Annotated in this window: 14 protein-coding genes; 13 read left to right on the top strand and 1 reads right to left on the bottom strand. The window is 56.6% G+C overall.

The annotated features are described in order from the left end of the window. Positions 1–107 precede the first annotated feature (107 nt). The gene (denD, locus tag QRN85_RS00765; protein ID WP_284756838.1) at positions 108–1,097 is read right to left on the bottom strand and encodes a D-erythronate dehydrogenase; all 990 of its coding nucleotides are present in this window, start codon (positions 1,095–1,097) and stop codon (positions 108–110) included. Between the two features lie 182 nt (positions 1,098–1,279). Between denD and QRN85_RS00770 the strand changes: the two genes are divergently transcribed. From QRN85_RS00770 to QRN85_RS00830, 13 genes are all read left to right on the top strand, one after another. Continuing rightward, a complete protein-coding gene (locus QRN85_RS00770) occupies positions 1,280–2,725 on the top strand; it encodes an FAD-binding oxidoreductase (RefSeq protein ID WP_284756840.1) in 1,446 nt (481 codons plus the stop codon). 33 nt (positions 2,726–2,758) lie between these two features. After that, positions 2,759–3,475 (top strand): FadR/GntR family transcriptional regulator, encoded by a 717-nt coding sequence (locus QRN85_RS00775; protein ID WP_284756841.1) that lies wholly within the window; start codon positions 2,759–2,761, stop codon positions 3,473–3,475. A gap of 168 nt (positions 3,476–3,643) precedes the next feature. Next, on the top strand, positions 3,644–4,813 hold the full coding sequence (locus tag QRN85_RS00780; protein WP_156462132.1) for a fumarylacetoacetate hydrolase family protein: 1,170 nt from the start codon (positions 3,644–3,646) through the stop codon (positions 4,811–4,813). Between the two features lie 3 nt (positions 4,814–4,816). Next, positions 4,817–5,350 (top strand): TRAP transporter small permease, encoded by a 534-nt coding sequence (locus QRN85_RS00785; RefSeq protein ID WP_062590013.1) that lies wholly within the window; start codon positions 4,817–4,819, stop codon positions 5,348–5,350. Beyond that, positions 5,350–6,627: a TRAP transporter large permease gene (locus QRN85_RS00790; RefSeq protein WP_062590015.1), complete on the top strand. Its 1,278-nt coding sequence runs from the start codon at positions 5,350–5,352 to the stop codon at positions 6,625–6,627. The genes QRN85_RS00785 and QRN85_RS00790 overlap by 1 nt, the downstream gene beginning before the upstream one ends. A 46-nt stretch (positions 6,628–6,673) precedes the next feature. Then, entirely contained in the window at positions 6,674–7,678 is a 1,005-nt protein-coding gene (locus QRN85_RS00795; protein ID WP_062590017.1) for a TRAP transporter substrate-binding protein, read from the top strand. A 167-nt stretch (positions 7,679–7,845) separates the two neighbouring features. Continuing rightward, a complete protein-coding gene (locus QRN85_RS00800) occupies positions 7,846–8,064 on the top strand; it encodes a hypothetical protein (protein ID WP_113092226.1) in 219 nt (72 codons plus the stop codon). 478 nt (positions 8,065–8,542) lie between these two features. Then, positions 8,543–9,844, top strand: coding sequence for an ABC transporter substrate-binding protein (locus QRN85_RS00805; protein ID WP_112960737.1), 1,302 nt, complete (start codon positions 8,543–8,545; stop codon positions 9,842–9,844). A 62-nt stretch (positions 9,845–9,906) separates the two neighbouring features. Further along, positions 9,907–10,848, top strand: coding sequence for a carbohydrate ABC transporter permease (locus QRN85_RS00810; protein WP_113170763.1), 942 nt, complete (start codon positions 9,907–9,909; stop codon positions 10,846–10,848). 11 nt (positions 10,849–10,859) lie between these two features. Further along, on the top strand, positions 10,860–11,699 hold the full coding sequence (locus QRN85_RS00815) for a carbohydrate ABC transporter permease (RefSeq protein ID WP_113170743.1): 840 nt from the start codon (positions 10,860–10,862) through the stop codon (positions 11,697–11,699). 35 nt (positions 11,700–11,734) lie between these two features. Next, on the top strand, positions 11,735–12,823 hold the full coding sequence (locus QRN85_RS00820) for an ABC transporter ATP-binding protein (protein ID WP_113170742.1): 1,089 nt from the start codon (positions 11,735–11,737) through the stop codon (positions 12,821–12,823). Positions 12,824–12,859: 36 nt separating this feature from the next. After that, entirely contained in the window at positions 12,860–13,771 is a 912-nt protein-coding gene (locus QRN85_RS00825) for an SMP-30/gluconolactonase/LRE family protein (protein WP_113170741.1), read from the top strand. Between the two features lie 57 nt (positions 13,772–13,828). Further along, on the top strand, positions 13,829–14,800 hold the full coding sequence (locus QRN85_RS00830; RefSeq protein ID WP_113170740.1) for a mannonate dehydratase: 972 nt from the start codon (positions 13,829–13,831) through the stop codon (positions 14,798–14,800).

Consider the following 14,800-nt stretch of genomic DNA (forward strand, 5'->3'; position numbering starts at 1 on the left):
CCGCTGGCCGCTTCCGTCTCTAATTTTGTCAGTTTGCAAGCCCCCATACGTGCCTGGGGGCTTCGCTCTATTGGGCAAGAGTCATGCTCTTGCTGGCCTGCGCCGATCTAGTTCGGCAGTTTTCCGCCAAGTTCATCCTCGATATGGACCTTGATGATCTCGTCAAAGGATGTTTCCGACTTGAAACCGAGTGATTTCGCCCGTGTTGCATCGAAACCGGGCGCCCAGCCCGCGACCATTTTCATGATTGCCTCATCCGGCTTTCGCTCGATAAGCGCGACAGCGCTGTCGCCAGCAACTCTCCGCAGCGCTTCGATCTGCTCGCCAACGGTCGCACTTAGTCCCGGCATCGAAAGCGCCCGGCGCGGGCCAACCTTTTCGAGGTCGATCGTTGCCCCATGGATCAAAAATCCGACCGCTGATCTTGGAGATGTGTGCCAGTGGCGAACGTCTTCCGGGACTGGGAGGATAGCAGGTTTGCCGACAAGTGGTTCTCGCAGGATGTTGGAGAAGAAGCCGGATGCTGCCTTGTTCGGCGCTCCGGGGCGGATGCAGATTGTCGGCAGGCGGATGGCGATGCCATCGAGAAAGTTGCTTCGGCTGTAATCTGACAGCAGCAACTCGCATATTGCCTTTTGTGTGCCGTAACTGGTGAGCGGCGTGGTGTGATAGTCGTCGGCGATGGGGTAGGGTAGGGGCGCGCCAAACACCGCAATCGATGACGTGAACACAAGGCGCGGCTTGTAATCGTCCACACCATTGGCCAGCCTGATGGCATCGAGGAGATAGCGCGTGCCGTCGAGGTTGATCCTGTAGCCCTTTTCAAAGTCCAGTTCGGCTTCGCCGGATACAATTGCGGCGAGATGGAAGATGACATCGGGTCGCATTTCGACCAGTTTTTCAGCTTCCCCCGGCGCAGACAGATCGCTTTCCATGCAAGTGACAGTGCCGCTGAAGCCGGACGGTTTCGCAGGCACGATGACGTCTACCAGCGTCATGGCATCAATCGATTTGCCCCCCAGATGGCCATCGCTGGAAAGCCTGTCCGCCAATTTGCGACCGACCATTCCAGCCGCGCCAATGATCAATATATGCATGTTCTCTCCTCCGCTTGTTCACCGGGATCGTCAGTCGCCGCGACATTCTGGCGAACTGAAAAAATCCGATTGTAAGGTTGTCTGATAACCTTATATTGTCGAGTTGAAAAGGGATATGCCGCGCGCCTGTGGACCAGTTAGCGCGCCATGCGTCTCCGACGAGGCGCAGAGAAGAGGGAAAAATGGATATAAACACCGATCGCATCGTAGGAGATCTGCAGCGTGCCTTGTTAACCGCTCTCGGTGGCGGCGTCGTTTTGACCGACCAGGGCGAGATATCTCGCTATTGCAGGGACTGGCACGGGGATGTGACGAGTGGTGCCGTGGCTGTTTTACGCCCCCGCTCGACCGAAGCGGTGAGCGCGGCTGTTCGTGTCTGCAGTCAACTCGGCATCGCCATCGTGCCGCAAGGTGGCAATACGGGACTTGTATTGGGAGGCATTCCAGATCAGCCGGAAAATCAGGTGGTTCTCAGCCTGGAACGCATGACAAGCCTGCGAAAGATCGATGCGGATGATTTCTCTGCTGTCGTGGAGGCGGGCTGTATTCTGTCTGAATTGAAGGATCGCGTTGCGGAACAGGGCATGTTCTTCCCCTTGGCGCTTGGTGCACAGGGTTCATGCCGCATTGGTGGCAATGTTTCTACCAATGCAGGAGGTATCAACGTATTGCGCTACGGCATGACGCGCGAGCTGGTGCTTGGAGTGGAAGTCGTCCTGCCTGATGGCACCATTTATGATGGCCTTTCAACCTTGCGGAAGGATAATCGCGGCATCGATCTCAAGCAATTGTTCATCGGGGCCGAGGGTACGCTCGGCATCATCACCGCCGTCTCACTGAAGCTGATGCCGCATCCTGACCAGATCTCCACCGCCCTTCTGGGCGTGAATTCTCTTGATGATGTCATTGCATTGTATCGCCGTGCCCGGCGTGATTGTTGCGATCTTATGTCCGCATTCGAGTTCATGCCACCGCTTGCCTTCACCCTAGCAAGGGAAGCCATGCCGGATCTGCCCCTGCCGCTTTCAACCAACTATCCCGCCTATGTACTCATGGAAATTTCGGGCTCTGGTCTGGTTGATGTCGCCGATTTGATGGAGCGATTTCTGGAAAACGTCATGACGGACGGACTTGTGCTGGATGGGGTTATCGCCGCCTCCCAGGCGCAAGCCCGCAATCTGTGGCTGGTGCGCGAAGGCATGAATGAAGGGCAAGCAAAGCGCGGTGCGCATATGCGCACTGACATCTCCGTGCCGCTTTCACGCCTTGCCGATTTCGTACGCGACGCCGAAGCGGCGGTTACGCGCGCCTTGCCGGACTGCGTCAGCGTATCCTATGGCCATGTCGGGGATGGTAACGTTCATCTCAACGTCTTGCCTCCCACCGGCCTTGCAAAGGTTGAAAGAGACGAAGCGATTTACAGGGCAAAGGTCGTGGTGAATGAGGTCGTCGATATCTACAAGGGCAGTATCAGTGCCGAACACGGTATCGGTCGGCTGAAGAGATCCGACTTCGAAGAGAGATTGGCTGCGCCGCAACGCACCTTGCTGACGGCCGTGAAAAACGCGATTGATCCGGCTGGCATCATGAACCCCGGCTGCCAATTGAAATTCGAAGGCTTATCGTAGAATAGTCTTGCGACACCAAAGGCGGACACATGCATGGCAGCGGACTTTAGCCAGATCAGACGTAATGAGCATCTACCGGCACGTATAGCCGGTCACATTGGCAAGGAAATCGCCGAGGGCCGCATCCTGCCGGGCGAAAAGCTGCCGACCGAGCATATTCTGGCAAAGACTTTCGGCGTCAGCCGGTCCGTCGTGCGGGAGGCAATCGCCGAGTTGCGCAATGAAGGTCTGGTGGAAACGCGCCAAGGCATCGGTGCCTTCGTTTTGGAAGGGACGGGACGCGGTTCCATCCGTATCGAGCAAACCGACCTTTATGACAGGGAAAGCTTTCGCAGCCTGTTCCAGCTTCGAATGCCGCTTGAAATTGAAGCGGCGGGTCTTGCCGCCGTGCACCACGATGCGGAGGATCTGCGGAAGCTGGACGAAGCGCTTGCGCAAATGACGGGTGCGGAAAAATGGACTGATCAGGGCATTACCGCCGATCTCATGTTCCATCGTGCGTTGGCGACCGCCACACATAATGAGTATTTTCCTTTGTTCGTCGGCTTCATCGCGGAAAGAATCAGTCTGGCAATCAATGCCGCGCGGGCATCTGCGGTGCTGGAGGAAATTGTCGAGACGACGATTGCCGAACATGTCGCCATTCGCGATGCCGTCGTGACGCGCGACCCGTTGAAGGCTCGTGAGGCAATGCGACATCACGTCGAAGGGGCGGCCTCGCGTCTCGCGCTGACCCTTGAGATCTATTAGACGACGCTGGACCGGTTCCTGTAGAAACTTCAAATTTACCGCTTCAGGAGTGCTGGACATGCGGAATAAGTCATACTAGAAGTTTCGTGAGGACAATTGTCAGACATCCTGACAATTGGGCAAGCGGCGCTGGAGGGCGCGCTTGCGAGCATATTTGGAGGGTCATCTTTGCCGCTTGAACGTGTACTGCGCGCAGAATCCATTCTGCCTGACGATGTCGATCACGCCCTGCTTCTCGGGCGGGTGTGGTCAAATCGTTTGTCGGGCCCCTGCATCGTCATGATCTCTGAGGGTCGTGTCCTCGATCTCACGAGCATGGCAGCGACGATGTCGGCACTGCTGGAAACCGAAAATCTGGCCGAAGTTCTTAAGGATTCCAAGGGCTTTGACGATCTGGGCAGTTTGCAAAGCTTTCTGGATGGTGAGACAGGCAAGCTGCTCGCTCCCATTGATCTGCAGGCGATAAAGGCGGCCGGCGTCACCTTTGCCGACAGCATGCTGGAACGTGTTATCGAGGAGCAGGCCAAGGGCGACCCGGCAAGGGCACAGGACATCCGCGCGCGGCTTGCGCCGGTCCTCGGTGACAGTCTCCGCGGCCTCGTTGCCGGCTCGCAGCAGGCCGCCAAGGTCAAGAAGCTGCTTCAGGATATGGGCCTGTGGTCACAATATCTGGAAGTCGGCATCGGCCCGGATGCTGAAATCTTCACCAAGGCGCAGCCGATGTCTTCCGTCGGGTGTGGCGATCTCGTCGGCATCCACCCGATTTCGCAATGGAACAATCCCGAGCCTGAGGTGGTCCTCGTTCTGCGTTCGGATGGAACGATCCTTGGAGCCACACTTGGCAATGACGTCAATCTTCGCGATGTTGAAGGGCGCTCGGCGCTGCTTCTGGGCAAGGCGAAGGACAACAATGCGTCATGCTCGATTGGCCCCTTCATCCGCCTGTTCGACAGCAATTTCACGATGCAGGATCTCCAGAAGGTCCGTGTCGCTCTCGAAGTTCATGGCGAGGACGGCTTCGAGATGACGGGCGAAAGCCCGATGGAAGCAATCAGTCGTTCCCCGGACAATCTTGCCTCGCAATTGCGAAACCGAAATCATCAATATCCCGATGGCGCTGTCTTGTTCCTTGGCACCATGTTCGCTCCGGTCAAGGATCGCCGCGGCCCCGGCGAAGGATTTACTCACGAGGTCGGTGACCGCGTCGATATCTCGACAGCCAGTCTCGGACGTCTGGTCAATTGGGTGGAGCGAACGGATGCCTGCCCGGAATGGACATTCGGCGTGCGCGCGCTCATCCGCAATCTGGCGGAACGCGACCTTCTGGGGAGGGCTTGAGCCATGCAAAGAATATCGGATCTTTTTTACCGCTTTCTTGAACTGCTGCTGATCGTCCTGCTCTCCGGCATGGCCATCATGGTCTTCGTCAACGTGATCCTGCGCTATGGTTTCAATTCCGGCCTCAATGTCTCGGAGGAACTTTCTCGCTATTTCTTCGTCTGGCTGACATTCATCGGCGCGGTCGTCGCGTTCCGGGAACACAGTCATCTTGGCATTGAAACGCTGGTCATGTTTCTTTCGCGGCGTGGCCGGATTTTCTGCATGATCCTGTCCAACCTTGTGATCATCCTCTGCTCCAGCATTTTCTTTTGGGGCACATGGAAGCAATTTCCCATCAACGCCAGCATGGCTGCCCCGGTAACGGGCATGTCGATGATCTGGGTTTACGGGATCGGCCTGTTCACCGGTGCAGGCATGACCATTATTGCGCTCGAACGGGTGCTTCGTCTGGTCACTGGACGGGTAACAGATGAGGAAATTGCCGCCTTTGCCGGGGAAAACCTGACCATTGAGCAATTGGCGGAGCGCACCTGATGACACTTCTCGTCTTTCTAGCGTCGCTTCTGGGTGCAATGGTCATCGGCGTGCCTGTGGCATTTGCCCTGATGTTTTGCGGTGTCATGCTCATGTGGTTCATGGGCATGTTCAATACGCAGATCATCGCGCAGAACATGATTGCCGGTGCCGACACCTTCACGCTTCTGGCAATCCCTTTCTTCATTCTGGCCGGCGAATTGATGAATTCCGGCGGATTGTCTCGCCGCATCATCGACTTTGCAATCGCCTGCGTCGGTCATATCCGTGGCGGGCTTGGCATCGTGGCAATTCTTGCGGCCGTCATCATGGCCAGCATTTCGGGATCTGCAGCAGCCGATACGGCTGCCCTTGCCGCCATTCTGCTGCCGATGATGGCCAAAGCCGGATATAATGTGCCACGCGCTGGCGGATTGATTGCGGCCGGAGGCATTATCGCACCTGTCATTCCCCCATCCATGGCGTTCATTGTCTTCGGTGTGGCTGCCAACGTTTCCATTACCCAGCTCTTCATGGCGGGTATCGTGCCCGGCGTTCTGATGGGTTTGTCGCTGGTGATCGCCTGGCTGATCGTGGTTCGCAAGGACAAGGTAGAGCCTTTGCCGAAGGCACCGATGTCCGAGCGGCTCCATGCCACCGGACGTGCCGCATGGGCACTGGGAATGCCGGTCATCATTCTCGGCGGCATCAAGGCCGGCGTCGTGACACCAACCGAAGCGGCAGTGATTGCGGCTGCCTATGCCATGTTCGTTGGCATGGTGATCTACAGGGAGCTGAAGCCGAAGGATTTGCCACGCGTCATCTTGCAGGCTGCCAAGACCACATCTGTCATCATGTTTCTGGTCTGTGCGGCGCTGGTTTCGGCGTGGCTCATCACGGCTGCCAACATTCCTGCCGAGATCGCCGGATATATCGAGCCTCTGATCGACCGCCCGACACTTCTGATGTTCGTTATCATGGTGCTTGTGCTGGTGGTGGGAACCGCGCTCGATCTGACGCCGACGATCCTTATTCTGACGCCCGTCCTGATGCCCATCATCAAGCAGGCTGGCATCGATCCCGTCTATTTCGGTGTGATGTTCATCATGAACAACTGCATCGGCCTCATCACGCCGCCGGTGGGTGTCGTGTTGAACGTCGTCAGCGGCGTCGGACGCATTCCGCTCGGCAAAGTCACCATCGGTGTCTGGCCGTTCCTGCTGGCCCAGACCATCGTTCTGTTTCTGCTCGTCCTGTTTCCGGACCTCGTGCTCGTGCCTGCTCGCTGGCTGCGATAGCAGCCTGACGCCATACTGTCGTTTTCAATGATCCAGGGAGGATATTATGAGAAAACTGCTTCTAGCCACCACGGCAATCGCCCTCAGCCTGTCAGGTGCCCTTCCGGCATCGGCTGAGTTCAATGCCAGAAACATTCGTATTTCCAACGGCATCAACGCAGACCATCCTGTCGGCAACGGCATCAAGGCCATGCAAGCCTGCCTCGATGAAAAATCCGGCGGCAAACTGAAGATTACTGCCTTCTGGGGCGGTGCTCTTGGCGGCGACCTGCAGGCGACCCAGGCCCTTCGCTCCGGTGTGCAGGAAGGTGTGGTTACCTCATCATCGCCACTCGTCGGTATCATTCCGGCGCTCGGCGTTTTCGATCTTCCCTTCCTGTTCTCGACACCGCAGGAAGCCTATAAGGTGCTTGACGGCAAGTTCGGCGACATGATGAACCAGAAGCTGGAAGCCGCAGGTCTGGTCAATCTCGCCTACTGGGAGAATGGCTTCCGCAATCTTTCCAACTCGGTGCGCCCTGTGACGAAGTGGGAAGATTTCTCGGGCATGAAGGTTCGTGTCATGCAGAACAACATCTTCCTCGACACATTCCAGAACCTCGGAGCCAACCCGACGCCGATGGCCTTCGGCGAGGTGTTTTCCGCCCTTGAGACCAATGCCATCGATGCACAGGAAAATCCCTATGTGACGATCGATACATCCAAGTTCTTCGAGGTTCAGAAATACATCACCGAGACGAACCACGCCTATACGCCGTTCCTGTTGCTTTTCTCGAAAGCCATCTTCGACACATACACAGCAGAAGAACAGGCAGCCCTCCGGGAGTGCGCGGTTGTCGGACGTGACGAGGAACGGAAGGTCATCCAGGAGCTGAACAAGACCTCGCTCGAGAAGATCAAGGAGGCCGGGCTGAAGGTTAATGTTCTCTCTGCGGAAGAGCAGGCCCGTATCCGTGAGAAATCGATGGTCGTCTATGAAAAGCACAAGGCCCAGATCGGTGCTGACGTTGTCGATGCCATCATGGCGGAGCTGAAGGAAGCTCGCAAGTAATCCCAGCTCGCCAATCGCAAATGGAGGGTCGAGGTCAAAAGCCTCGGCCCTTTTTTATTGGGCTGGTTTCGGTATCGCCGCTTTGCGCCCACGTGGATGACCCTTGCCGCAGGAGGCGGGAACGAACTGCGCCTGGGGCTGTTAGATGCACATAAGGAGTTTCTCAAATGAACAACAACGATCCTAAAAGTGCAGTAGAGGGTGATGCAAAAGGCCAATACGCGCCTTCGCAGGCCGATCCCAAAGCTTCGGGAGTGGCGAGTGCGAAGCCCACAGTCGTCACGCATTCGGAAGACGCGACCGTCAACCGCGATTCCCCTCGAAAGGAAAAGTCGGACAAGGACTGGGACGTGAACTTTGACGAGACTGATCCAGACAAGTCCTGAACAGCAGAGCATCAATTGACCTCCGCGACACGGCTCCCTCAAACCGAGGGGGCCGTTTCTCATTATCAGCGCGATGAGTTTTCTAAACTTATCATATGTATTTTGAATTACTAAAATATAGCGGCGGCTGTGGACCCCGTGACTAAAAATATCCGGTCGTTCTGCTATCTGCTCTGATTGAATATTAAAAAGAAAATCGGAAAAATAAGTAATAACAATAAGATCGTCGCTCCGACGGCAGCAGCCTACGGCGTAGCTTTAACCGTTTTTCGCTCGTAAAGTCAGCGAGTCACGCTCGAAGCATCTCGTTTCTTGATTGACCTTTAGGTTGTTTTTCCAACGAAACGGGCCTGTCTTCATCCCGGCTCTCAGCGGTCGAGCATATAAATTTCTTGTAACATCGTATAAGTTAGGCTAACTCATCATTTGAGTTTGAGCAGTCGTCCGGCTGTTCTGGGAGAAAGCTTGGGAGGTACGAATGCAAAGAAATTCTCTGAAGGCGCTGCTGATGGGTTGCGCAATCTGCTGCGGCAGCATCGCGACCGCCCAGGCGGAAAGCATCAGCGTCTGGTCCCGGCAGACCGATGAATCCATCAGCGTCCTGAAGGCGCTGACCGATGCCTTCACTGCGGAAAGCGGTATCACGGTGGAGACTTTCAATACCGGGATCGACTTCGAGCAGCGCCTTGCGCGCGCTGCGGCAGGTCGGACCTTGCCGGATATCGTGCTGAATGACACCACTGCCATGGGCCAGATGCGGCAGATGGGCATTCTCGAAACTATTGATGCCAGCAAGATCGACGGTAGCCAGGATGTTTCGGCTTCGGCCTGGGACGGCGCCAAGGCGAACGATGGCAAGATTTATTCCGTTCCAATTTCCGCCCAGTCCTTCGCCATGTTCATCCGCAAGGATTGGCGCGAAAAGCTCGGCCTGCCCCAGCCAAAGACCTGGGAGGACGTGCGCAAGCTCGCCGAAGCTTTCACGAACAAGGATCCCGATGGCAACGGCAAGGCAGATACGTTCGGCATGGCGATTCCCGGATCGACCACAAGAGGCTACGCCAGCTGGTTCATGAGCAGTTTCATCTGGCAGGCCGGTGGCGATTACGTCAAGCAGGAAGGCGATGGTTTCGTTCCGACGCTGAATACGAAGGAGGTCGCGGAAGCGCTGACCTACATGCGTGGGATGATTTGCGACAAGCTAGCGCAGCCGGGCGCGATCAATGCCACAACGGGTGACACCCTGCCGACATTCCGTTCCGGGCAGACGGGGATTTTCGTTTCCGGTCCGTATCACATTCCTCAGCTGGATGCAGAACCGGGCAAGGATGTCGTTGAAGTGGTGATGATGCCAGCGGGTCCCGGTGGCGTTGCTTCTCTTGCGGAAGGCACCAGTGCCTATCTCCTTAAAAGCGTGAAGAACGTCGAGGCTGCAAACAAGTTTCTGGCGTTCCTGATCTCGCCAAAGGGACAGGAGATTGCGATGGCGCAAGGCTCTGGAAAGACACCTATTGTCCGTTTGCCGGTCAACAACAAGGTCGATGTCAACAAGGTCCGCAACGATCCGCGCTGGATGGTCTTCAAGGAAACATTCGACAAATACGGACACTACATGCCCGCTGTTCCCAACTGGACTGCGATCCGTACCGTCACGGGTGAAGGCTTCAACCGTATTCTGGCGCAATGCGATGCAGATGTCGCCAAGGAACTCGAAGCGCTGAACAAGCAGGTCGCGATCGAGCTTAGCGGGCAGGATGCCCTGTCGGCTTCCCAGCAGTAAATGTTCTTCCCGCGTTGCCAAAAAATGGCCGCGCGGGACAGGCCCTGTTCAGCGAGGTGCACATGTCCGTCACATCCCAGGTTTCCCCTGTTGGAAAAGCAGCCGTTCGGTCTGCGCCCAAACGCCACCGCGCCCGAAAGAGCTTTCGTGCATCCTTGACGCCATGGCTGTTTCTGGCGCCTGCCTTGATCATTTTCACATGGTTCAAGTTCTATCCCATGGTGTCGGGCTTCTCGATGTCCTTCTATGACGTCCAGTTCTACTCGGACAGCAAATGGGTTGGGCTGGACAATTTCTACCGCGCTTTCAACGATCTGGCCTTGAGAGAGGCAGTGGTTCACACGACGATCTACGTCATTGTAGCGACGCTTTCGGCCTCCTTCATCGCCTTCTTCATGGCCTTGGCGCTTGAAGGGCCAGCGCGTCACCTCTCCGTCATCCGCACGGCGGTCTTTCTGCCAGCGATTACCAGCGTCGCCATTATCGCAGAAATCTGGCGCATTCTTTTCAATTCGGCAGATTACGGTCTGGTCAATTCCGTCATCGGCTTCTTTGGCATTGCGCCGCAAGGGTTTCTGAGTGATCCCAATCAGGCACTGTGGGTGCTGATCCTGATGAGCGTATGGAAAAGCGCGCCCTATGACATGGTCATTTTTGTCGCCGGGCTGGTTGGCGTCAACCGTGAACTCTATGATGCGGCGAGCGTCGATGGAGCAAGCCACTGGCGCAAGCTCTGGCACGTTACGCTACCCGGAATCATTCCGTCCATTTCCGTCGTTCTTATGCTGTCCTTCATTCGCGGTTTCCGGGTCTTTGCGGAGGTCTATGCCACCACCGGCGGCGGCCCTGCGGGATCTACTTCCACCATCATGACGCACATCTACAAGGTCGGCTTCGAAGAGCTGAATTACGGCTACGCGTCCGCCGTCTCCCTGATGCTGCTTGTCTTTACCGTTCTGCTGACGGTTCTGCACATGACCATCAAATCCAGACTTACCCGCTAAGGAGGCCATAGATGAAAACTCCCCTCTGGCTGACCCTGATCCGGTATGTTCTCTATGCGGTGCTGATTGCCGTCTTCGTAGGCCCATTCTGGGGTGCACTCGTCACGGCATTCAGTGGCGTCAGCCTCAAACCCGGTGAACTGACGCTGATCCCGCAGAGCCCGACGCTGGAAAATTTCCGCATCGCCCTCGTGGACATGAAGGTGTGGCGCTACCTGACGAACTCGGTAATCGTCGTGATTGTCGGCACCGCCTTGCAGGTTACCGTCAGCGCGCTGGCGGCCTATGCGCTGGCGCGCAAGAAGTTTCGTGGTGCTGCTGTCGTCAGCCTTCTCATCCTATGCACGCTCATGCTGCCTGAAGAGGTCATCGCCATCCCGCTTTATCTGGTGATGCAGAAGGAACTGCCGATCATCAACGTTTCGATCTACAACACCTATCTTGCAATGATCCTGCCGGTGGTGGGGTGGGCTTTTTCGATCTTCATGCTGACGGAGTTCATGCGGGCAATCCCGCTTGAGCTGGAAGAGGCTGCCCGCATCGACGGTGCAAGTGAATGGCAGATATTCTTCCGCGTCATCCTGCCTCTGGTCAGGCCCGCACTCGGAACCGTGCTGATCTTTGGCTTCATCATGATCTGGGATCAGTATCTGCTGCCTCTCATCGTCGTAAACGACAAGGATCTGATGACGCTTCCGGTGGCACTTGGCTCCCTGCGCGTGGACGATACGATTACACCAAACATACTCGTTGCTGCGACGCTTGTGGCCATGGCGCCGAGTGTCATCGTCTATCTCCTGCTTCAGCGGCAGTTCAATCGCGGCATCATGGCAGGCGCGGTCAAAGGCTAATTGCGCCGAGGCGCCAGTATATTCAGGAGGAAAATATGGGTGCAGTATCCCTGCGGAATGTTTCCAAGTCATTCGGTGCCGTCGATGTCATCAAGGACGTGTCCATCGACATAGAGGATGGCGAGTTCTGCGTGTTGATCGGGCCGAGTGGCTCGGGCAAATCGACCCTGTTGCGCATCATTGCCGGACTGGAAGAAGCCAGCAATGGCACCATTGAGATCGGGCAGCGTGACGTGACCGACCTGGAACCGAAAGAGCGCGATATCGCCATGGTGTTCCAGAGCTATGCGCTCTATCCCCAGATGACCGTGCGCGAAAATATGAGCTTTGCGCTGCGTCTGGCGAAGCGCCCCAAGGAGGAAATCAAGAAGAAGATAGACGACGTCGCGCATATGCTGGACCTTGAAAAACTCCTCGATCGCCTTCCCAAGGAGCTTTCCGGCGGACAGAGGCAGCGTGTTGCCATGGGGCGTGCCATCGTGCGCAATCCGTCGGTGTTTCTTTTCGACGAACCTCTTTCCAATCTGGATGCGAAGCTGAGAAGCCAGGTTCGCGGCGAAATCCGCGACCTTCATCAAAAATGGAACACCACCTCCGTCTATGTGACCCACGATCAGGTGGAAGCGATGACGATGGGTCAGAAGATCGTTGTGTTGCGGGATGGACGTGTCGAACAGGCTGGAACGCCTCTGGAACTTTACGATCTGCCCAACAGCGTGTTCGTCGCAAGCTTCATCGGCTCGCCAGCCATCAACCTGTTCAAGGCGAAGGTGAGCGAGGACGCCAGGACATTGCTTCTCGACAATAGTCAGAAGGTGCTGCCCATACCCGGCAATTATCCAGACGCGCGCGGGCGTGACGTGATCATCGGCGTGCGGCCGGAATATCTGGAAATTGTCTCTGAAGATACCGCTGATGCATTGCCTGCAACCGTTCACGCTGTTGAGACGACGGGTTCCGATACCACTGTCATCTGCGACAGTCCGGTAGGGCAGATCCTAGCCGCGTCCAAAAGCAGGAGTTTGCTCAACGCAGGAACAAAAATCGGCCTCAAAATTGCCGAGGGCAAGGCATTGATCTTCGATGGGCAGACCGAGCAGCGTCTGAAACCGGCCAGTTCGTGACCCGCAAAACCACTGGAATGAAACGGATCTGGTGACATGACCAAAGCTGGTACATCGGTCTTTACGGCTGAACGGATCGCAAGGACCGCTTGCACCATCGGGGAAACGCCCGTTTGGGAGCCTGAGCATGATCGCGTGACATGGATCGATGTGGCTGCTGGATATCTCCACAGAATGACGTTCCCCGATGCGACCATCGAGAGGTTCGCGCTACCGACAAGAGTGGGTGCGATCGCCTTGCGGGTGGATGGTGGTTTCATTGCTTCGACGGAGCGAGGTTTTGCAACGCTCGACATCATTGACGGTCAGGTCTTGCTTGAAGCGGGCTACGGCCCGCAACTGGAAGCGGGGTGGCGCATGAATGATGGCGCATGTGACAGGCAGGGACGTTTCTGGTCCGGGTCAATCGCGCCCAACACCTCGACACCAGGCGCTTTCGGCACATTGTTCAGCATCGGAAACGGCGGCGAAGTCGTTCAAAGGGGCGGAAGCTTCCGAACGCAGAACGGCCTTGCCTGGAGCCCGGACGGGCTTTGCATGTATGTCTCGGATTCCAAGCCGGGCTATTCGCAGGTCATGGTGCATGATTTCGAACCATCGACAGGACATTTTAGTGGCGGACGCCTGTTTGCCGATGTCGAGACACTGGGCGGACGGCCCGATGGAGCGGCAATCGATGTCGACGGCTGTTACTGGATTGCCGCAAGCGACGGCGGGCAGATCGTCCGTCTGACACCCGATGGCGTGGTGGATGCGCAGATCCGGATAGACGTGCCAAATCCCACGAATATCTGCTTCGTCGGTCCCGACATGAGAACGGCGTTCATAACGACTCTGCGGGCCGATGGTGTTGGCCCGGGAGGCGATGTCTATGCCGTGCATCTTCCGTTTCAGGGCATGAGTGAGCCTCGATACCAGCCAGGCCTGTCGCAACAATCGCAGGGATAGCGAAATTGATTGTCGTCTTTATCCCCCAAACCAAAAGACCCCAACCGGAGTAACGATATGTATCTCGGCACACAAATCCCGGCCCGCCATGATGACGATTACAGGGTGATGAAGCAGCTCGGCGTCAGCAATGTTTCCGCAACGCCGCCCGGCGACTGGCGCACGTGGGACCGCCCGACGCTGGAGGCATTCCGGGAGAAGGTGGAGAGTTTCGGTCTGACGCTCGACATGACGCAGTTGCCGATGCCCTCGACGCGAGTGGACAGAGACGTTCCCTGCAAGGATATCATGTTGGCTGGCCCGGAGCGCGATAGCCAGATCGATGGCATCTGCCGCCTGATCGAAAACTGCGCAGCAGCAGGCATTCCGTCCGTCCGGTACAATTTCAACTACATCGGCATTCCAAGAACACCCATGGAACCCGGCCGGGGTGGATACATGGCTGAGGCATTTCGACTGGATCTTGCCAATCCGGACGAGCCGACACCAGCCGGTATCGGCGATATCGATGAGGACACGATCTGGGAGCGGGTGGATTACTTTCTGGCGCGTGTGGTGCCTGTTGCCGAATCCGCCAATATCCGCCTTGCCTGCCATCCGCACGATCCAGCCACGCCACCAGGCTATATGGGCGTAACGCGCGTTCTGGGATCGGTAGAGGGAATGAAGCGGTTCGTTTCAATGCATGAGAGCCCGGTTCACGGTCTCAACTTCTGCATTGGCACCCTTGGAGAAATGGTCGAGGATGTCGGGCAGGTACCGGAAATCACCCGCTGGTTTGGAGAGCGGGGAAAGATCATGAATATTCACTTCCGCAACATCGTCGGTAAGCGCTATTCGTTCCGGGAAAGCTTTCCTGAAGACGGCGACATCGACATGCCCGCTGTCATCGATGCATTGCGTGATACCGGCTACAAATACATGGTCATGCCTGACCACGCGCCGACGCTTTCCGGCGAAAACCAGCAGCAGGTGGCCTTCGCATTTTGCTACGGCTACATCGCAGCTCTGCTGCAAACCCGTTGCTGA

The sequence above is a fragment of the Agrobacterium sp. fls2-241-TYG-188a genome, from assembly GCF_030209845.1.